The organism is Pseudomonas protegens (assembly GCF_013407925.2).
GTDB classification, from domain to species: Bacteria; Pseudomonadota; Gammaproteobacteria; order Pseudomonadales; family Pseudomonadaceae; genus Aquipseudomonas; species Aquipseudomonas fluorescens_AP.
The window spans coordinates 421,313-438,832 of record NZ_CP060201.1 but is presented as its reverse complement, the minus strand read 5'-3'; the positions used below and the strand labels follow the sequence as shown (position 1 = coordinate 438,832).

The following is a 17,520-nucleotide window of genomic DNA, read 5'->3' as shown; positions in this document are numbered from 1 at the left end:
GCGAGCTACGGGATGATAGGGGCCTGTCTCCCAGCAAGCGGGCGTGCGTCATGAAGCAAGAGGCTGAAACGGCAATCACCGCCACCGATGTGGCATTTGGCGAAGTGGCGCAAATGATCACCGCCGCGCGGCAACGGGCGGTGCGGGCGGTGAACACTGAACTGGTGGAACTGTACTGGCAGGTCGGGGCCTACATCAGCCGCAAGATCCAGGCGGCGGAATGGGGCGATGGCGTGGTCCAGCAACTGGCGGACTACCTGGCGCGGCAGCAGCCGGGGCTGCGGGGGTTTACCCGGGCCAACCTGTTTCGCATGCGCCAGTTTTATGAGGCCTATCGCGGTGACGAGAAAGTCGCACCACTGGTGCGACAATTGTCCTGGAGCCACCATCTGGTGGTGATGGGGCAGAGCAAGGGGCCCAGTGAACGTGAGTTCTACCTGCGTCTGGCGATCCAGGAGCAATGGTCGCGTAGAGAACTGGAACGGCAGATCAAATCCGCCCTGTTCGAACGCACGCTGACCCGCCCGGCAAACGCCTCGGCCACCTTGAGGCAGGACCGTCCCGAGGCCCTGAAGGTATTCAAGGATGCCTACATGGTGGAGTTTCTCGACCTGGCCCAGGGGCATGGCGAAGCCGACCTGCACCAGGGGCTGGTGCGCCAACTCAAGGATTTCCTGGTCGAGATGGGGCGCGACTTCTGCTTTGTCGCTTCGGGCTTTCCCCTGCAGGTTGGCGGGCGCGATTTCGCCCTGGACCTGCTGCTGTTCCATCGTGGGTTGAATTGCCTGGTGGTGGTTGAACTCAAGGTCGGGCGTTTCGAACCGGAATACCTGGGCAAGCTGGACTTCTACCTGGAGGCCCTGGACCGTCAGGTGCGCAAACCCCATGAAAACCCTGCCTTGGGCGTGTTGCTCTGTGCCAGCAAGGAGGACGAGGTGGTGGAATATGCCCTCAACCGTTCCATGTCGCCGGCGCTGATCGCCGAGTACCGGACCCAGCTGCCGGACAAGAAGCTGCTGCAGGCCAAGCTGCAGGAGTTCTATGCCTTGGACACCCAGGCGCGGTGAGCCGGGCGGCCATGGTGCCCGGGGTTTTGCAGGGCCTTGTTGAGTCGTATGCGCGCCCTGACGCCGACCTGCGGCTTATTCCGGCTCGCTGCCGAACCAGTCGGCCAGGCGCGCGCTGGCTTGCTCCCGGACCTCGGCGTTGATGTGGGCGGCCACCGTGACCACGGAGCCGGTCAACAGGCCGAGGTCGTCCACGTACCCCGCCCCGGGAATCAGGTCGGGGATCAGGTCCAGCGGCAGCACGAAGTAACCCAGGGCGGCGTAGATGGTGGTCTTGGCCCAGATCGGGGTTTGCGGTCGTTGTGCGGCGTAGTAGAGCCACAGGGCTTTCTGGATCAAGGCCCGGCCGATGCGCGAGGCGTAGCGGCCGATTTTGCGCCAGAAACAGAGTTCAAGGGACTGGGCGGTGGACATGGCGCACTCCTGGAGGACATGGGTCCAGGTCATGGTCGCCACCCGGGCGTTGGACCGGCAGAGGCCAATATTTCCCCGGTGGTTGCCCAGGTAGGAGCCGGCTTGCTGGCGAAGAGGCCGGCCCTGGCGCCGTGAATCCTGGGTCAGGTCGGCGGTGCCTGTCAGGACGCCTTCGCTGGCAAGCCAGCTGCCACAGTGCCGCAGGGAGTACGGGTCAGGGCTGGCGACGGGCCTCCAGGCGCTGGAACAGCAGCATGCCCAGAAGCATGGCCAGGACGAACACCCAGGCTTGCCAGTGCCCGCCCGGCAACAGCACCAGGGCCGGTCCCGGGCAGATCCCGGCGATGCCCCAACCGACGCCGAACAGCAGGCTGCCGCCGATCAGGCGCCGATCCACGTTGCGTTTGCCGGGGATCTGCATGGGCGCCCCGAGCAGCGAGCGCGAGCGGCCCATGGCCCAATGGAAAGGCCACCAGGCCACCGCGATGGCGCCGAGCATCACCAGCGCCAGGGACGGGTCCCAGTTGCCGGCCAGATCGAGAAAGCCCAGGACCTTGGCCGGGTTGGCCATGCCCGCCAGCAGCAGGCCGATACCGAACAGCAGGCCGGCGACAAATGCGCTGAGCTTTCTCATGGCAGTAGCCCCAGCAGATGCCGCAGTACCCAGACTGTGGCGAAACCGGTGCCCATGAAGCACAGGGTGGCGACGATCGAGCGCGGCGACAGTCGGGAGATCCCGCAGACGCCGTGGCCGCTGGTGCAACCGGCGCCGTAGCGGGTGCCGAGGCCCACCAGCAGGCCGGCGCTGATCAGGCCGAGCAGGCCGCCCTGGAACTCGGCGACGGGCAGGGCGTGAAACAGGCCCCAGAGCAGCGGCGCCAGCAACAGCCCGAGGATGAACAGGGCTTTCTCGCCCCAACCGTCGCTGCCCGGTTGCAGCAGGCTGCCGAGCAGGCCGCTGATTCCGGCGATGCGCCCGTTGGCGACGATCAACAGCCCGGCGGCCAGGCCGATCAACGCGCCTCCGGCCAGGGCCGACCACGGTGTGAAATGCAGATAGTCCAAAAGCATATCGAGTTCCCTGCAGGAGCCGGCTGGCCGGCGAAGGGGCCAGTCCGGTCGCCATGAGTATTGCGTTGGACAGCGGCGTCGGCGAGGCCGCTTGCGCTGGCAAGCCAGCTCCTACGCGGTGTATGGGTTCAATGGGGCAGCCAGCCCAGGGCGCCGCCCGCCAGCAGCAGCGCCGCCAGCAGGCCGGTGACGGCGAACAGCTGTTGCAGGCGCGGACCGGCCAGGTGGCTGGCCACTTGCCGGCCCAGCACCAGTCCCGCTACCGCGCCCAGGGCAAAGGGCGCGCCCACCGCCCAGTGCATCACCCCGCTGAGGCTGGCGGTGATCACGCTACCCAGGGACACCAGGGCAATCACCGCCAATGAGGTGGCGACGATGCTCTTGCTGTCCAGGTTGGTGTAGCGGCTCAGGGCCGGGATGATGACGAAGCCGCCGCCCACCCCGAGCAACCCCGACAGCAGGCCCGAGAGCATGCCGGTGAAGGTCAGTGCCCGGGCGCAGGGCAGGGTCCAGCGCAGGCGCCCCTGGGCCGGGTTGAGCACACAGGGCAGGAACGCCGGACGCGGCGCCGCCTGGCCCTGTTTCAACTCCAGGCTGGCCTTGCGCAGGATGCGCCCGCAGGCATACAGCAGCACCAGGGAAAACAGCAGCGCCAGGGGCAGGTTGGGCAGGCGGTGGGCCAGCCACAGCCCCAGTGGCGCCATGAGGATGCCGATGCTGGCGACAAACCCCGCCGCGCGGTAACGCACGATGCCCTGGCGCAAGCCCAGCACCGCGCCGACGCTGGCGGCCAGGCCCACCGCCAGCAAGCCGATGGGCGCGGCTTCGACCATGCTCAGGCCCAGGCCGAACACCAGCAGCGGCACCGCGAGGATGCCGCCGCCGGCCCCGGTCAGGGCCAGGATAGCGCCAATGATCGCCCCCAGCCCGGCGCCCAAAAGACTGTGTTCGTTCATGCTTGCGGGGTGTCCGTGTCCAGGTTCGGTTGCGCCAGCCATTCATGGCCCTTGAGCATGCCGCGCCAGTACAGCGGCGGCAGGATCCGTTCCTTCAGCCACCAGGCGCGGCGGGTCGGCTGGCGGCCGTCCAGCAGCCAGCGGGGGAAGCTCGGCGCCAGCTTGCCGCCGTAGGTGAATTCGGCGAGGACGATCTTGCCCCGTTCCACGGTCAACGGGCAGGAACCGTAGCCGTCATAGCTGGCCAGCCGGGTCAGGCGCTTGAGGGCCACCAGCACGTTGTTGGCCACCACCGGCGCCTGCTTGCGCGCCGCCGCGGCGGTCTTGGCGTTGCTGGTGTTGGTCGCATCCCCCAGGCCGTGGATGTTGACGAAACGCCTGTGGCGCAGGCTATGGGGGTCGACATCGATCCAGCCGGCGGCGTCCGCCAGCGGGCTGTGGCGGATAAAGTCCGGGGCGCATTGCGGCGGCACCACGTGCAGCAGGTCGAAGGCGCGCTCCAGGGGCTGCTGGCTGCCGTCGGCCAGGGTGCGAACGAAGGTCGCGCGCTTGGCCGGGCCGTTCACCGCCACCAGGTTATGGCCGAAATCCAGTTCGATGGCGTACTTCTTCACGTATTCCATCAGCGCCGGCACATAGTCGGCGACGCCGAACAGCACGCCGCCGGCATTCAGGAAGCGCGGCTTGATCGCCCCCAGGCGCCCGTGGCGCAGCCAGTGGTCGCAGGACAGGTACAGGGCCTTCTGCGGTGCCCCGGCGCACTTGATCGGCATCGGCGGCTGGCTGAACAGCGCCTCGCCCTGTTGCAGCTGCTGCACCTGTTGCCAGGTGTAGGGCGCCAGGTCGTAGCGGTAGTTGGAGGTCACGCCGTGGTTGCCCAGGGCCTCGGGCAGGCCGTCGATGGCCGCCCAGTCGAGCTTGAGCCCGGGGCAGACGACCAACTGGTCGTAGGCCAGCACGTGGCCGTTGTCCAGTACCAGGGTATTGTGTTGCGGCTCGAACTGGCTGACCGCGCGCTGGATCCATTTGACCCCCTGGGGGATCAGTTCGGCCAGGGTCCGTTCGGTGGACGCGGCGCTGAACACCCCGGCGCCCACCAGGGTCCAGCCGGGTTGGTAGTAGTGGTGCTTGGCGGGGTCGATGAGCGCCACGTCCAGGTGCGGATCGCGGGTCAAGAGGCTGGCGGCAACGGCGACGCCGGCGGCACCGCCGCCGACGATCAGCACCTGGTGGCTGCCGTCGACAGGGCGCAGGGCCGGGTTGAAGGGACGCATGGCAAGGTCTCCGTGTGGAGTCAGTAATAGTTATAGGGTGTTCAGGGGAATCTTCAGGTAGCTCACGCCGTTGTCTTCGGGCTCGGGAAAGTGCCCGCTGCGCATGTTGACCTGCACCGAGGGCAGGATCAGCACCGGCATGTCCAGGGTTGCGTCGCGGGCTTCGCGCATCCTCACGAAGCTGTCTTCGTCGACGCCCTGGTGAATGTGGATGTTGTTGGCGCGCTGCTCGGCGACGGTGGTCATGTATTGCAGTTCGCGGCCGTTGGGCAGGTAGTCGTGGCACATGAACAGCCGGGTCTCTGGGGGCAGGGCGAGGATCTTGCCGATCGAGCGGTACAGGGTTCGCGCATCGGCCCCGGGGAAGTCGCAGCGGGCGGTGCCGTAGTCGGGCATGAACAGGGTGTCGCCGACAAAGGCCACGCACTCATCGCCCACTTGCACCAGGTAGGTCATGCAGGCCGGGGTGTGCCCCGGGGTGTGCAGGGCTCGGGCGCTGAGGCCGCCGATGCTGAATTCGGCGCCGTCTTCCAGCAGCACGTCGAACTGGCTGCCGTCGCGGGCAAAGGCCGGGGCCTCGTTGAACAGCGCGCCAAAGACTTTCTGCACCCGGGTGATCTGATTGCCGATGGCCACCCGGGCTCCCAGCTGGTCCTTGAGGTAGGCCGCGGCGGACAGGTGATCGGCGTGCACGTGGGTTTCCAGAATCCAGTCGACCCGGGCGTCCAGTTCGCGCACCCGGGCGATCAGGCGGTCGGCGGACTCGGTGCGGGTGCGGCCGGATTTCGGGTCGTAGTCCAGCACGCTGTCGATCAGCGCGCAGCGGCGGCTGGCCTGGTCCATCACCAGGTAGCTGATGGTCCAGGTCTGAGGGTCGAAAAAGGCTTCTACACGCAGGGTGTCGCGGATGATCATGGGGCACTCCAGGCAATGAAGGTGAGGGCAGTCTGCGCTGTCGCTCGTCCCTTGGACTGTCAATAAACGTGCCAACCTCAAACACTCGGATTGGCCACCTGTTCATTGCAGTAGAGGGTTGCAGAGGCTGCCATCAGGCGTTTTTCGCCGCGACTGCCAGCGGCATTTGACAGTGATATGGCAGTTAGTGGCAGAAAATGGCAGAAAGCCGCGCCGTGCTTTAAGCTGCCGCCACTGCCCCGGAGTCGCCCCATGTCCCTGATCGCCACCGACCGTGCCCAGCCGTCCATGTCTGCCCTGGTGTCCTACCTCGAACACGATCCGCAGCCGACCATCGTGCTCGACACCGACTACAACATCATCGCCGCCAACACCGCCTACCAGCGCCAGTTCGGCGTGGCCGGCAAGCCCCATGTCGGCGCCAAGTGCTACCGCGTATCCCACCAGTTCGCCGTGCCCTGCGATCAGGCCGGGGAGCATTGCCCGATGCGCAAGGCCCATGACAGCCGGGTGCCGGAGCGCATGCTGCACATCCACCACACCCCGCGCGGCCCGGAGCACGTGGACGTGGAATTGCGGCCAATCATCGGCGAGGCCGGGACCGTGGTGGCCTATGTCGAACGCCTCAGCTCAGTGGCGGTGGCGTCGGTACAGCCCCAGCAGAAGGGCCTGGTGGGGCGCTCGCCGGCCTTCAACGAAGCCTTGAGCGCCTTGCAGCGGGCGGCCCCGGCGCCGATCCCAGTATTGCTGCAGGGCGAATCCGGGACTGGCAAGGAGTTGTTCGCCCGCGCCCTGCACGATGGCAGCCCACGGGCCAGCGGGCCGCTGGTGGTGGTGGACTGCACCGGGCTCACCGAAACCCTGCTGGAAAGCGAATTGTTCGGCTACGAGAAGGGCGCCTTCACCGGCGCCCTGCAACGCAAGATCGGCCTGGCGGAAGCGGCCCACGGCGGCACCCTGTTTCTCGACGAGATCGGCGAGGTGCCGCTGGCCATGCAGGTCAAATTGCTGCGCCTGATCGAGTCCGGCAGCTTCCGCCCGGTGGGCAGCCTGCGCACCGTGCACTCGGATTTTCGCCTGGTGGCGGCGACCCACAAGCCGCTCAAGGAAATGGTCGCCGCCGGCAGCTTCCGCCAGGACCTGTACTACCGCATCAGCGCCTTCCCGATCCGCCTGCCGGCCCTGCGCGAACGCAGCGACGACCTGCCGCTGCTGATCGACAGCCTGCTGCGCCGCCTCGATCCCGGGGTGGTGCCGCGGGTCGACCCCCAGGCCCTGGAACAACTCCAGCTGTACACCTACCCGGGGAACATCCGCGAGCTGCGCAACATCCTCGAACGGGCGCGGTTGTTCAGCGACGACGGGGTGATCCGCCTGCAGGACCTGCCGGCGGAACTGCGCAGTCCCCAGCCCCATGCCCCAGTGACCCGCCGTCGCGCCAGCAAGGACCTGGAGCAACTGGCCCATGCCCTGGAGGTCTTCGATGGCTCGCGCAGCGAGCTGGCCAAGGCCCTGGGGCTGAGCGAGCGGACCCTGTACCGGCGGCTCAAGGCCCTGGGTTTGTAGTGGCGGGCAGGGCGCGGAAAAGGCAGCCTCAGCCCTGGGCGGAGGGCCCCTTGAGGGGCAGGTCGCAAGCCATCACCCACATGCCGATCTGTTCCAGGTCGGTGCTGAACGGCACTTCGCCGATCTGCCGCAGCCCGGCGCTTTCATAAAAGCGCCGGGCGCCGCTGTTGCTCTTGAGCACGTCCAGCCACAGGCAGCTTTCGCCGGCGCCAGCGGCGCGCTGCATCACTTGCTCCAGCAGGCGCCGGCCATGGCCCTGGCCAGCCTGGGACTTGAGCAGGTAGATCTTCTGCAGTTCGGCCCCGCAGCGCTCGCTACCCGGAACCGGCCGGGCCCAGTTGAGCTTGGCAAAGCCGATGGGTTGTTGCTGGCGGTCCAGGGCCAGTAACCACAGGTGCCGGTCCCGGGCCGCTACAGAGGCTTCGAGGCTGGCGGGGGCGAAGTCCTGGTCGAGAAACCGCTGCATGCCCTCAGGCGTCCAGATCGCTGCGAAGTGTTCGCGGTAGGTGGCGCAGCCTATGGCCTGCAGGGCATCGATATCGCGGCTGTCGGCTTCACGGATGCTGATCATGCTTCACTCCTTGAGGGCGGTCGGACCGGGCGCAGCAGCTTAACCCCTGGCGCGGGGCGGCTCCAGTGCGTGGCGGTGAAGGCGCAGGGCACGATGGCGAGCGCTCGTGGTCGTAGTCTTCAGCCCCCTTTTTTCCGGCGCACAGCTATGGGCAGTCGCGCCGGACCTGACTGGAGATGCCATGAGCCAGGCCGTACTTGCCACCGAAACCAATCGCCGCCAATTGCAGCAGATCATCGCCGGCCTGTCCGACGGGGTGATCCTGATCGAAACCGACCAGGCCCGCAGCCTGCTCTGGGCCAATGAGGCGGCGCTGGCCATGCACGGGGTGAGCGAGGTCGGTGAGTTGGGGGCCAATGTCGGCGAGTACGCCCGGCGCTATGCCTTGCGCTACCGCAACAACCATCCCCTGGCCCTGGACGCCTACCCGATCAACCGGGTGGCCGCCGGGGAAACCTTCAGCGACGTGGTGGTCGAGGTGCAGGCCGAGATCGACGGCGAGCCGCGGCACTGGGTGCACCGGGTGCGCAGCATGATCCTCACCGATCGCAGCGGCGCTCCGGAATCCCTGGTGCTGATCCTCAGCGACGCCAGCGACTGGGCCGGCGCCGAGCAGCGCTTCGAGAAGACTTTCAATGCCAACCCGGCGCCGGCGGTGATCTGCCGCCTCAGCGACCTGCGTTACATCAAGGTCAACCAGGGCTTCCTGGAAATGACCGGCTATGCCCGGGATCAGGTGATCGGCCGTTCGGTGTACGAGCTGGATGTGCTGGAGGACGCCGAGCACAGGGACCTGGCCATCGAGCGCCTGGGGCAGGGCGCGACCATCCCGCAGATGCAGGCCGAGCTGCGCCTGCCGGACGGCGGCAGCAAGCTGGTGATCGTCGCCGGCCAGCCCCTGGACATCAACGATGAAGACGGCATGCTGTTTTCCTTCATGGACCTGGAGCCGCGGCGCAAGATCGAGATTGCCCTGCGCCAGAGCGAGGAGCGCTTTGCCAAGTCGTTCCGCCTGACCCCGGTGCCGACCCTGGTGTGCAGCGCCGAGCAGCAGATCGTCGATGTCAACGATGCCTTTCTCAACACCTTTGGCTACAGCAGCGAAGAACTGCTGGGCAAGACCATCGACGCCACCGGCTGCATGGGCGATGCGGCGAGCGGGCAACTGTTCAGCCGCCTGGAGAAGGACGGCAAGGTCGACGCTCTGGACCTCAAGGTTCGCAAGAAGGGCGGCGAGCTGCTCGACTGCGCGGCCTATGCCGACACCCTGGTCATCCAGGACAGCCCCTGCTACCTGCTGGTGCTGATGGACATCAGCGAGCGCAAGCGCTCGGAACTGGAACTGGTGAGCGCCATCGAGGAAGTGATGCGTGACGCCTCCTGGTTCAGCCAGACGCTGATCGAGAGGCTGGCCAACGTCAGACGTCCGAAAGCCCTGGACAGCCCTGGCGTGTCCTCCGCTGACCTGACGGCTCGCGAGCGCGACGTGCTCGGGCTGATCTACCAGGGACTGGCGGACAAGGAGATTGCCGCGCGCTTGCAACTGGCGCCCAACACCGTGCGCAACCATGTCGCCACCCTGTATTCCAAGCTCGGCGTGCACAGCCGCGGCGAGGCCATCGTCTGGGCCCGGGAGCGCGGGCTGTTCGTCGGTACGGCCGGCAACCGGGGACGCTGAACCGGTGCAAATGCACCAGGGCAACCCGTGCAAATGCGCCTTCTTTGCCTGGTGGGGGTTTTCTACCCTGTGAGCCGCCACAGGTCCGGTCAATGGGGCTGTGGCAGAGCACAACCACAGCACAAGGACAGCCCGCATGGGTGATGAACAGAGCAAGGGCACCGCGACCGACCAGGCACCGGCGGTGCCCACCCAGGCCCAATGGCGCGCCTGCATCGAACAGCGCCTGGCGCCCCTGGCCTGCAGTTTCAGCCATGCCGGCGACGGCACCCTGACCCTGCGGGTGTTCGAGCCCGACAGCGGCCGGGTCGACCTGGTGGTCAGCGGGTTGCGCATCAAGTCCTTGCAGAGCGAGGCCGACGTATTGCGGCTTATCGACGAGTTGCTCTACGAGCTGGACAGCAACTCCCTGGGCCAGCCGTAGCCGCTGCCGCAGGAGGCGCTGCTTTTGAGGCCGCTGAAGGCCCTGCGGTCCTTTTACCGGGATGGGGTGGGCCGGGTGGGTCAGTTGTCGGCGATCAGGCTTGGCCGGCAATCCAGGCTCAGGCGCGCTCCGCCCCGTTCACTGCTGCCCACTTCGAGCTTGAAGCCGTGCAGGCTGACAATCGCCGCGACGATCGACAGGCCCAGGCCGAAGCCGCCCTGGGCGTTGTTTTCGTCGACCCGGTAGAAGCGCCGGAACACCGCCGCGCGTTCCGCCGGGGGAATGCCGGGGCCTGAGTCCAGCACTTCCAGGCGCGGGCTGCCGCCATCATCAAGGCCGCGCAGTATCACTTCGCCGCCCGGTGGGGTGAACTTGATCGAATTGCTCAGCAGGTTGGCCAGGGCCTCGAACAACAGGGCGCGGTCGCCGGTCAGCCGCGGCAGGCTCGGCGGCACGTCGAGCAGCAGGGTCAGGCGGCCTTCTTCGGCCAGGGGCAGGTAGAAGTCGTACAGCTCTTGCAGCAGCGGCAGGGGATCGAGTTCGAGAAACCCCGAGCGCCGTTGCCGGTCCTCCAGTTCGGAGATGCGCAGCAAGCCGCGAAAACGCGCCATCAGGGTGTCGGCCTCGGCCAGCAGCTGGTCCATTTGCAGGGCCTGGGGCGAACCGTCCTCGGCCTGTTGTTGCAGGCGGTAGAGCTGGGCCCGCAGGCGGGTCAGCGGGGTGCGCAGGTCGTGGGCGATGTTGTCGCACACGCCCTTGACCTCGTGCATCAGCCGCTCGATGCGTTCGAGCATGGCGTTGACGATGGCCGCCAGCATGTCCAGCTCGTCGCGCCGGTCCGACAGCGGCAGGCGCCGGGTCAGGTCGCCGGCGACGATGGCTTCGGCGCTGGCCTGGATCTGGCGGATGCGCCGCAACGGCCGGCGGCGCAGCAGGTGCCAGCCGGCGACCCCGGGAATGATGGTCAGGGAGATGCCCCACAGCAGCGCATGGAGAATGATCCGGGTCACCGCGAACAGCGAGCCGTTGTCGCGCACCAGCACCAGCCAGCGGCCGTCGCGGGTGTGGGTGGCCACGGCGTCGCAGCTGTCCCGGGGCAGGCTCGGGTCGTCGGAGTCGATGCAGTTCTTCAATTCGTGGATCTGCCCGTCCAGGGGCAGGTCGTCGGGGATCTGCCGGATCGGCCCGCTCAAGGGCCGGCGCTGTTCGTCGAACAGGCCGTAGGCGTCGATGGCGCGCATGTCGAAGGTCATGCTGGTGGCCAGGGCTTCCACCAGTTGCTCGCCCTCGAAGCGCGCGAACAGGTGTTGGCGCTGCATCAGCGAGTGCTTGGCCAGGCTGTCCAGGTAGGTCGAGACTTCGTAGTACAGCACCCCCATGAGGATGCAGCTCCAGGCCACGAACAGCGTGCTGTAGAGCGCCAGCAGGCGGCTGCTGGAGGAGCGCCAGCCCTTAGAGGGGTTCAGCAATGACATAACCCGAGCCTCGCACGGTGCGGATCAACGGGGTCATGCCGGGCGGGTCGATCTTCTTGCGCAGGCGGCCGATGTGCACGTCGATCAGGTTGGTCCCCGGGTCGAAGTGATAGCCCCAGACCTCTTCGAAGATCATCATCCGCGAGAGGATCTGCCCGGTGTTGCGCATGAGGAATTCCAGCAGCTTGTATTCGGTGGGCAGCAGGCTCAGCAACTGGTCGGCGCGGGTCGCCTCGCGGCTGATCAGGTTCAGCTCCAGGTCGGCCACCCGCAGGCTGGTGGCGAAATCCTTGACCGTGTCCTTGCGCCGCAGCAGCACCTCGACCCGGGCCGCCATCTCGTCGGAGGCGAAGGGCTTGGTCAGGTAGTCGTCGCCGCCGGCGCGCAGGCCGCGCACCCGTTCGTCGACGTCGGAGAGGGCGCTGATCATCAGGATCGGCGTCGACACGCCAATGGTGCGCAGGGTGGTGACGATGGCCAGGCCGTCCAGCTCCGGCAGCATGCGGTCCAGGGTGATCAGGTCGTAGTCGCCGCTCACGGCGCGCACCAGGCCTTCGCGGCCATTGTCCACCCAGTCCACGTCGAGGCCGTGGCTGCTCAGTTCGGCGACGATTTCCCGGGCCGTCACGGCATCGTCTTCGATGGTCAGAATGCGGGTCATAGGCGTTACCTGCTTAGCGGTTCGTGACACAGGCGGGCATTTTGCCAAGAAACCAGCGGCGGGATTCTAAAAAAACTTTCATCTGGCCGGTCGTCTGGTCCGCGCAGTTCGAGTCAGCAGCGTTGAAGCTTGATATCATCCGGCCACTTTTTTGCCAGGAGGCGTCACCATGAGTGCCCTGACTCGGGTCGGCTGGAAGCCCTTTGTCGCTGTGTGCCTGATGCTGCTGTGCAGCGCGGCGGCCCAGGCGGCCAATCAACCCTGTTCCGGAAAGAAAGGCGGCATCGACCGCTGCGATGGCGAGCTGTTCCTGTGCAACGACGGCTCCATCAGCGCCTCGAAGAAAAACTGCGCGCTGATGTTCGGCCAGCCAGCCTCCACCCCCCGCGCCGAACCGCTGCTGCGCGACGCCCAGGGCTGCACCTGCGGCAGCGGCAGTTTCTGTACCGGGCCGCGGGGCGGGGTCTACTGCCTGACCCCCAGCGGCAATAAAAGCTACAAGCGGCGTTGAAGCCCCCGATTGAGCTTCTCTGGATCAAGGTGTCATGCAATGAAATACGCATCACGTTTCAAGGGGCTGCTGTGGCTGCTGGTGGCCAGCCTGCTGTTGAGTCTGGCCATGGATCTGGCCTTGCGCCTGCCGGGCTATCTGGAGGCCTATGCCGCCGATCCCCGCTATGCGCGCTGGATGCTGGGGTATCGCGGGCTGGACGTGCTGGTCATCGCGCTGATCGCGGTGATCGTGCCGGGCATCATGCGCCTGCTGGATTTTCGCCGTTCGGCCTGGCTGGCGTTGCCGATCTTTATCTTGTGGGGGCAGGGCATCGCGCCATTGACCCTGGCGGGCCACCTACTGCTGGCGCTGTGGGGCCTTGGGCTGCTGCTGCGCTGGTGCTACACCCGGGGCCGGGAGCTTTACCTGAGCAAGCGTTCCTGAAGGGACCCCGTGCAGAACGCCCGCCATAAAACCCCCAGGTCGGCAAATTGCACGACCCGGGCCTATGAGCTAATCGCAAGTCATTGAAATACATAGAGTTATAAAGTTCGTGCAACTGGCACGCTGACTGCACTGGTCCCCTGGAGACGTGCAACAGCCTTTTTCATGCCTGGAGCAGAACAACAATGAACAGACCCTCTGAACACCTGCTGGCCACCGCGGACGCTTCGAGTCATCACTCGGGCGTGTCCTGGGCGGCGATCTTCGCCGGCGCCGCGGCGGCCGCTGCCTTGTCCCTGATCCTCTTGCTGCTGGGCTTCGGCCTGGGCTTTTCCGCGGTGTCGCCCTGGGCCGGCAACGGCATCAGCGCCAAGGGCCTGGGAATCTCCAGCATCCTCTGGCTGGCCCTGACGCAGATTCTGGCCGCCGGCCTGGGTGGCTACATCGCCGGACGCCTGCGGGTGAAGTGGGCCAACCTGCACGGCGATGAAGTGTATTTCCGCGACACCGCCCACGGTTTTCTGGCCTGGGCGGTGGCGACCCTGGTCACCGCGACCCTGGTGGTGGGCTCGGTCAGCAGCGTCATTGGCGGTGGTGTGCGGGCCGGGGCCCAGGTTGCTTCCGCGGCCGCCGGCGCCGCCACCCAGGTGGCCGGCCATGCCGCTGCCCAGGGCGCCGCGGACGACTACGGCTATTTCGTCGACAGCCTGTTGCGTGACGATCGCCCGGTGGCGGTCAGTGAGGATGCGGCGCGGGGCACGGTGTCGCGGATCTTCGTGCGCAGCTTGAGCAACGACGGTCAGCTCCTGCCTGAGGACCGCCGTTACCTGGCGCAAGTGGTGGCCCAGCGCACCAACCTCAGCCAGGCCGAAGCCGAGCAGCGGGTGGACGAGGTGTTCGCCAAGACCCAGCAAGCCGTGAATGAAGCCAAGCAAGCCGCCAGGGAGGCCGCCGACAGCGCCGCCAAGCTGGCCGCCTGGTCGTCCTTGTGGATGTTCATCGCGCTGCTGTGCGGGGCGTTCTTTGCCAGCCTGGCGGCGACCTTCGGTGGCCGTCGCCGGGACGCCGTGATCAGCCTTGAAACCGACCTGCAGCCGCGCACCGTGGCCCCGACCCCCGTTCACTGATCCAGGAGATTTCCCATGCGCTCATTACTGTTGTGGTTCCTCGGTGTACCGATCCCGGTGATTATCCTGATCGCCCTTTTCGTGCACTAAGCACTCTTGATCCACTAAGCACCCTGGCGACACGGCTTGCCCGTTGTCCATGCGCCGCTGCCGGCTTGTGCCGGCAGCGGCTTTTTTGTGCTCCGGGTCGCCTGATTGAGAAGGGGCATGCACGGTTTGCGGGCGCGCCGGCCTTTTGCTTGGCCCAGATCAATATTCCTGTCGGACAAAAGCACTAGATTGGCCCGCGCTCGGTTCTGACAGAGTTTTCGGAACCGCGGTGTTGCCACGTCCTCGCGCCAGGACTCTGAGCGGCAGGATGCCGGCAACTCCACTCACTTCTCACGGATGAACCGCAATGCGTCAGATAGACCGCAATTTTGATATTCAGCCGCTGCAGCATGCGGACATGACCATCAGCCTCAATGGCCAGCCGGTCACTGCCGCCCTGGGTGAAACAGTTCTCAGCGTGATCCAGGCCACCGGCCTGCGCCAGGTGGCGCGCAACGATCACGGGCAGCTGGTCGGTGCCTACTGCGGCATGGGCGTGTGCCATTGCTGCCTGGTGCAGATCGACGGTCGCCACAAGCGCCGCGCCTGCCAGACCCTGGTCAAGCCCGGGATGCAGGTGCAGACCCTGAGCAACCGCATCACTGAAACGGAGCCCAGCCTATGAGCCAGAACCCGGTGATCGTCGGCGGTGGGCCGGCGGGCATGGCGGCGGCCATCGAACTGGCCGAGCACGGCGTGCGCAGCACCCTGATCGAAGAAGCCTCGCGCCTGGGCGGGGTGGTCTATCGCGGGCCGCTGCGCGATGGCGTGCAACTGGATTACCTGGGGCCGCGCTACTGCGAAATGCTGGCCAAGCTGCACGGTGATTTTTCCGACCACGAACACATGATCGAGGTGCGCCTCAACAGCCGGGTGATCGGCGCCGAAGGCCAGCACAGCCTGATGTTGCTGGACGCCGACGAGCAGGTGCAGCAGGTCGATTACGCGCAATTGCTCCTGGCCGCCGGTTGCCATGAGCGCAGCGTGCCGTTTCCCGGCTGGACCCTGCCGGGGGTCAAGTTGCTGGGCGGCCTGCAATTGCAGATCAAGAGCGGGGTGGTCAAGCCTCAGGGGCCGGTGGTGATCGCCGGCACCGGGCCGCTGCTGCCACTGGTGGCCTGCCAGCTGCATGCCTCGGGCGTGCGCGTGGCCGGGGTCTTTGAAGCCAGCGCCCTGAGCAAGATCGCCAAGCAGAGCCTGGCCCTGCTGAACAAGCCGCAACTGTTCCTCGACGGCCTGAGCATGCTGGCCTACCTCAAGCTGCACAGCATCAGCCTGCGCTATGGCTGGGGCGTGGTGGAGGCCCAGGGGCAGGACGAACTGAGCGTGGTCACCGTGGCGCCGTACTCCAGCGACTGGCAGCCGGACATGTCCAAGGCCCAGCGCATCGCCGCCCAGACCCTGGCGCTGGGCTACGGCTTTATCCCGCGCACCCAGCTGAGCCAGCAGATGGGCCTGGACCACGGTTTCAGCGACGACGGCTACCTGCGGGCCAACGCCAATGTCTGGCAGCAAAGCAGTGAGCCGCACATCCATCTGGCCGGCGACATGGGCGGAATCCGCGGCGGTGAAGCGGCGATGCTCAGCGGCCGTATCGCCGCGCTGTCGATCCTCATGCAGCGCAACGTCCTGAGCAACGAGGCCGCCCTGCAGCGGCGCGAGGGCTACGAGCGCAAGCTGGCCTCGATCCTGCGCTTTCGCGGTGCGGTGGACCGCTATACCGCGCGTGGCACCGGGCAGATAGAACTGCCCAAAGGCGACACGGTGATCTGCCGTTGTGAACACACCACCCGTAACGATATCGAGCGCGCCCTGGCCCAGGGCGTGCAGGACATGGCCAGCCTGAAAATGCGCACCCGGGTGAGCATGGGCGACTGCCAGGGGCGCATGTGCGTGGGCTATTGCAGCGACCGCCTGCGCCAGGCCACCGGGCGCAAGGACGTGGGCTGGATTCGCCCGCGCTTCCCGCTGGACCCGATTCCGTTTTCCGCCTTTGCCGCACCCGACCAGGAGGTCCCCGAACATGAGTAAGTATTACGACGTGGTGATCGCCGGTGGCGGCGTGATCGGGGCGTCCTGCGCCTACCAGCTGTCCAAGCGCAAAGGCCTCAAGGTGGCGCTGATCGACGCCAAGCGCCCCGGCAACGCCAGCCGCGCCTCGGCCGGCGGCCTGTGGGCCATCGGCGAGTCGGTGGGCCTGGGCTGCGGGGTGATCTTCTTTCGCATGATGTCGGCCAACCGCAAGCGCGAGGCCCAGGGCTCGGCGGTGGTGGTGGACTCCAGCACCCCGCATATCCTGCCGCAGTCGTTCTTCGACTTCGCCCTGCAGTCCAACGAGATCTACCCGCGCCTGCACCGCGAGCTGATCGGCCTGCACGGCATGGATTTCAAGTTCGAACAGACCGGGCTCAAGTTCGTCATCTATGACGACGAGGACCGCCTGTACGCCGAACACATTGTCGGTTGCATCCCGCACCTGTCCGATCAAGTGCGCTGGCTCGACCAGGCGGCCCTGCGCGCCGCCGAACCCAAGGTCAGCCACGAGGCCCAGGGCGCCCTGGAGTTCCTCTGCGATCACCAGGTCAACCCGTTCCGCCTGACCGATGCCTACACCGAAGGGGCGCGGCAGAACGGCGTGGATGTGTACTTCAACACCAACGTCACCGGGGTCCTGCACCAGGGCAACCGGGTCAGCGGGGTGCAGACCGCCGAGGCCGGGCTGTTCCATTGCGCGACCCTGATCAACGCCGCCGGTGCCTGGGCGGCGGAGCTGAGCCTGCAGGCCACCGGGGTGGAGATTCCGGTCAAGCCGGTGAAGGGCCAGATCCTCCTCACCGAACGCATGCCCAAGCTGCTCAACGGCTGCCTGACCACCAGCGACTGCTACATGGCGCAGAAGGACAACGGCGAGATCCTGATTGGCAGCACCACCGAGGACAAGGGCTTCGACGTCAGCACCACCTACCCGGAAATCAACGGCCTGGTGCAGGGCGCGGTGCGCTGCATTCCCGAGCTGGCCCAGGTCAACCTCAAGCGCTGCTGGGCCGGCCTGCGCCCGGGCTCGCCGGACGAGCTGCCGATTCTTGGGCCGATGGACGGGGTCGAGGGTTACCTCAATGCCTGCGGGCACTTCCGCACCGGCATCCTGACCTCGGCGATCACCGGCGTGTTGCTCGACAAACTGGTGAACGAGGAAGCCCTGCCGCTGGACATCACCCCGTTCCTGGCCCGGCGTTTCGCCACCGCCCCGGTGAAGAAACAGCCCGAACCGGCCTGACAGATCCCCACGAGGAT

The 17,520-nt window shown here is 66.7% G+C and carries 19 protein-coding genes; 10 read left to right on the top strand and 9 right to left on the bottom strand.

What is annotated here, in order from left to right:
* Window positions 1-50 precede the first annotated feature (50 nt).
* Window positions 51-1,067, top strand: a complete 1,017-nt coding sequence (locus GGI48_RS01985; RefSeq protein ID WP_179596653.1) for a YhcG family protein — start codon at window positions 51-53, stop codon at window positions 1,065-1,067.
* Window positions 1,068-1,142: 75 nt separating this feature from the next.
* Here the strand turns inward: GGI48_RS01985 and GGI48_RS01980 are convergent, their stop codons facing one another.
* The 6 genes from GGI48_RS01980 to GGI48_RS01955 all read right to left on the bottom strand — a co-directional run bounded on the left by GGI48_RS01980 (window position 1,143) and on the right by GGI48_RS01955 (window position 5,697).
* Window positions 1,143-1,514 (bottom strand): YkvA family protein, encoded by a 372-nt coding sequence (locus GGI48_RS01980; protein ID WP_260620599.1) that lies wholly within the window; start codon window positions 1,512-1,514, stop codon window positions 1,143-1,145.
* A 181-nt stretch (window positions 1,515-1,695) separates the two neighbouring features.
* The gene (locus tag GGI48_RS01975) at window positions 1,696-2,115 is read right to left on the bottom strand and encodes a DUF6691 family protein (protein WP_179596651.1); all 420 of its coding nucleotides are present in this window, start codon (window positions 2,113-2,115) and stop codon (window positions 1,696-1,698) included.
* On the bottom strand, window positions 2,112-2,552 hold the full coding sequence (locus GGI48_RS01970) for a YeeE/YedE family protein (RefSeq protein WP_047303899.1): 441 nt from the start codon (window positions 2,550-2,552) through the stop codon (window positions 2,112-2,114). Before GGI48_RS01970 ends, GGI48_RS01975 begins: the two co-directional genes overlap by 4 nt.
* A gap of 128 nt (window positions 2,553-2,680) precedes the next feature.
* Entirely contained in the window at window positions 2,681-3,508 is an 828-nt protein-coding gene (locus GGI48_RS01965; RefSeq protein ID WP_179596649.1) for a sulfite exporter TauE/SafE family protein, read from the bottom strand.
* On the bottom strand, window positions 3,505-4,782 hold the full coding sequence (locus GGI48_RS01960) for an FAD/NAD(P)-binding oxidoreductase (protein WP_179596647.1): 1,278 nt from the start codon (window positions 4,780-4,782) through the stop codon (window positions 3,505-3,507). The genes GGI48_RS01965 and GGI48_RS01960 overlap by 4 nt, the downstream gene beginning before the upstream one ends.
* A 30-nt stretch (window positions 4,783-4,812) precedes the next feature.
* Entirely contained in the window at window positions 4,813-5,697 is an 885-nt protein-coding gene (locus GGI48_RS01955; RefSeq protein ID WP_103740687.1) for an MBL fold metallo-hydrolase, read from the bottom strand.
* A 252-nt stretch (window positions 5,698-5,949) separates the two neighbouring features.
* Here GGI48_RS01955 and GGI48_RS01950 point away from each other — a divergent pair, with 252 nt between their 5' ends.
* Entirely contained in the window at window positions 5,950-7,263 is a 1,314-nt protein-coding gene (locus tag GGI48_RS01950; RefSeq protein WP_179596645.1) for a sigma-54-dependent Fis family transcriptional regulator, read from the top strand.
* A gap of 28 nt (window positions 7,264-7,291) precedes the next feature.
* On the opposite strand, the gene GGI48_RS01945 is transcribed toward GGI48_RS01950, so the two are convergent.
* Window positions 7,292-7,834, bottom strand: a complete 543-nt coding sequence (locus GGI48_RS01945) for a GNAT family N-acetyltransferase (protein WP_179596643.1) — start codon at window positions 7,832-7,834, stop codon at window positions 7,292-7,294.
* A gap of 181 nt (window positions 7,835-8,015) precedes the next feature.
* Between GGI48_RS01945 and GGI48_RS01940 the strand changes: the two genes are divergently transcribed.
* Window positions 8,016-9,512 (top strand): helix-turn-helix transcriptional regulator, encoded by a 1,497-nt coding sequence (locus GGI48_RS01940; RefSeq protein ID WP_179596641.1) that lies wholly within the window; start codon window positions 8,016-8,018, stop codon window positions 9,510-9,512.
* Between the two features lie 136 nt (window positions 9,513-9,648).
* On the top strand, window positions 9,649-9,936 hold the full coding sequence (locus tag GGI48_RS01935) for a DUF1652 domain-containing protein (RefSeq protein WP_179596639.1): 288 nt from the start codon (window positions 9,649-9,651) through the stop codon (window positions 9,934-9,936).
* 80 nt (window positions 9,937-10,016) lie between these two features.
* On the opposite strand, the gene GGI48_RS01930 is transcribed toward GGI48_RS01935, so the two are convergent.
* Window positions 10,017-11,411 carry a sensor histidine kinase gene (locus GGI48_RS01930; RefSeq protein WP_016967143.1) on the bottom strand — a complete coding sequence of 465 codons (1,395 nt, stop codon included), beginning with the start codon at window positions 11,409-11,411 and terminating at the stop codon, window positions 10,017-10,019.
* The gene (locus GGI48_RS01925; RefSeq protein ID WP_016967144.1) at window positions 11,389-12,072 is read right to left on the bottom strand and encodes a response regulator transcription factor; all 684 of its coding nucleotides are present in this window, start codon (window positions 12,070-12,072) and stop codon (window positions 11,389-11,391) included. Before GGI48_RS01925 ends, GGI48_RS01930 begins: the two co-directional genes overlap by 23 nt.
* 169 nt (window positions 12,073-12,241) lie before the next feature.
* Here GGI48_RS01925 and GGI48_RS01920 point away from each other — a divergent pair, with 169 nt between their 5' ends.
* From GGI48_RS01920 to hcnC, 6 genes are all read left to right on the top strand, one after another.
* Window positions 12,242-12,583, top strand: coding sequence for a hypothetical protein (locus tag GGI48_RS01920; RefSeq protein WP_016967145.1), 342 nt, complete (start codon window positions 12,242-12,244; stop codon window positions 12,581-12,583).
* A 39-nt stretch (window positions 12,584-12,622) separates the two neighbouring features.
* On the top strand, window positions 12,623-13,009 hold the full coding sequence (locus GGI48_RS01915) for a hypothetical protein (RefSeq protein WP_179596637.1): 387 nt from the start codon (window positions 12,623-12,625) through the stop codon (window positions 13,007-13,009).
* 185 nt (window positions 13,010-13,194) lie between these two features.
* On the top strand, window positions 13,195-14,136 hold the full coding sequence (locus tag GGI48_RS01910) for a hypothetical protein (RefSeq protein WP_179596635.1): 942 nt from the start codon (window positions 13,195-13,197) through the stop codon (window positions 14,134-14,136).
* Between the two features lie 397 nt (window positions 14,137-14,533).
* On the top strand, window positions 14,534-14,851 hold the full coding sequence (gene hcnA, locus GGI48_RS01905; protein ID WP_047303914.1) for a cyanide-forming glycine dehydrogenase subunit HcnA: 318 nt from the start codon (window positions 14,534-14,536) through the stop codon (window positions 14,849-14,851).
* Window positions 14,848-16,257: a cyanide-forming glycine dehydrogenase subunit HcnB gene (hcnB, locus tag GGI48_RS01900; protein ID WP_016967149.1), complete on the top strand. Its 1,410-nt coding sequence runs from the start codon at window positions 14,848-14,850 to the stop codon at window positions 16,255-16,257. Before hcnA ends, hcnB begins: the two co-directional genes overlap by 4 nt.
* Entirely contained in the window at window positions 16,250-17,503 is a 1,254-nt protein-coding gene (gene hcnC / locus GGI48_RS01895; RefSeq protein WP_016967150.1) for a cyanide-forming glycine dehydrogenase subunit HcnC, read from the top strand. Before hcnB ends, hcnC begins: the two co-directional genes overlap by 8 nt.
* Window positions 17,504-17,520 lie beyond the last annotated feature (17 nt).

What these genes read in the sequence shown, in the direction of transcription:
- GGI48_RS01985 (WP_179596653.1), top strand. Translation starts at nt 51, where the DNA reads ATGAAGCAAGAGGCTGAAACGGCAATCACCGCCACCGATGTGGCATTT.
- GGI48_RS01980 (WP_260620599.1), bottom strand. Translation starts at nt 1,514, where the DNA reads ATGACCTGGACCCATGTCCTCCAGGAGTGCGCCATGTCCACCGCCCAG.
- GGI48_RS01975 (WP_179596651.1), bottom strand. Translation starts at nt 2,115, where the DNA reads ATGAGAAAGCTCAGCGCATTTGTCGCCGGCCTGCTGTTCGGTATCGGC.
- GGI48_RS01970 (WP_047303899.1), bottom strand. Translation starts at nt 2,552, where the DNA reads ATGCTTTTGGACTATCTGCATTTCACACCGTGGTCGGCCCTGGCCGGA.
- GGI48_RS01965 (WP_179596649.1), bottom strand. Translation starts at nt 3,508, where the DNA reads ATGAACGAACACAGTCTTTTGGGCGCCGGGCTGGGGGCGATCATTGGC.
- GGI48_RS01960 (WP_179596647.1), bottom strand. Translation starts at nt 4,782, where the DNA reads ATGCGTCCCTTCAACCCGGCCCTGCGCCCTGTCGACGGCAGCCACCAG.
- GGI48_RS01955 (WP_103740687.1), bottom strand. Translation starts at nt 5,697, where the DNA reads ATGATCATCCGCGACACCCTGCGTGTAGAAGCCTTTTTCGACCCTCAG.
- GGI48_RS01950 (WP_179596645.1), top strand. Translation starts at nt 5,950, where the DNA reads ATGTCCCTGATCGCCACCGACCGTGCCCAGCCGTCCATGTCTGCCCTG.
- GGI48_RS01945 (WP_179596643.1), bottom strand. Translation starts at nt 7,834, where the DNA reads ATGATCAGCATCCGTGAAGCCGACAGCCGCGATATCGATGCCCTGCAG.
- GGI48_RS01940 (WP_179596641.1), top strand. Translation starts at nt 8,016, where the DNA reads ATGAGCCAGGCCGTACTTGCCACCGAAACCAATCGCCGCCAATTGCAG.
- GGI48_RS01935 (WP_179596639.1), top strand. Translation starts at nt 9,649, where the DNA reads ATGGGTGATGAACAGAGCAAGGGCACCGCGACCGACCAGGCACCGGCG.
- GGI48_RS01930 (WP_016967143.1), bottom strand. Translation starts at nt 11,411, where the DNA reads ATGTCATTGCTGAACCCCTCTAAGGGCTGGCGCTCCTCCAGCAGCCGC.
- GGI48_RS01925 (WP_016967144.1), bottom strand. Translation starts at nt 12,072, where the DNA reads ATGACCCGCATTCTGACCATCGAAGACGATGCCGTGACGGCCCGGGAA.
- GGI48_RS01920 (WP_016967145.1), top strand. Translation starts at nt 12,242, where the DNA reads ATGAGTGCCCTGACTCGGGTCGGCTGGAAGCCCTTTGTCGCTGTGTGC.
- GGI48_RS01915 (WP_179596637.1), top strand. Translation starts at nt 12,623, where the DNA reads ATGAAATACGCATCACGTTTCAAGGGGCTGCTGTGGCTGCTGGTGGCC.
- GGI48_RS01910 (WP_179596635.1), top strand. Translation starts at nt 13,195, where the DNA reads ATGAACAGACCCTCTGAACACCTGCTGGCCACCGCGGACGCTTCGAGT.
- hcnA (WP_047303914.1), top strand. Translation starts at nt 14,534, where the DNA reads ATGCGTCAGATAGACCGCAATTTTGATATTCAGCCGCTGCAGCATGCG.
- hcnB (WP_016967149.1), top strand. Translation starts at nt 14,848, where the DNA reads ATGAGCCAGAACCCGGTGATCGTCGGCGGTGGGCCGGCGGGCATGGCG.
- hcnC (WP_016967150.1), top strand. Translation starts at nt 16,250, where the DNA reads ATGAGTAAGTATTACGACGTGGTGATCGCCGGTGGCGGCGTGATCGGG.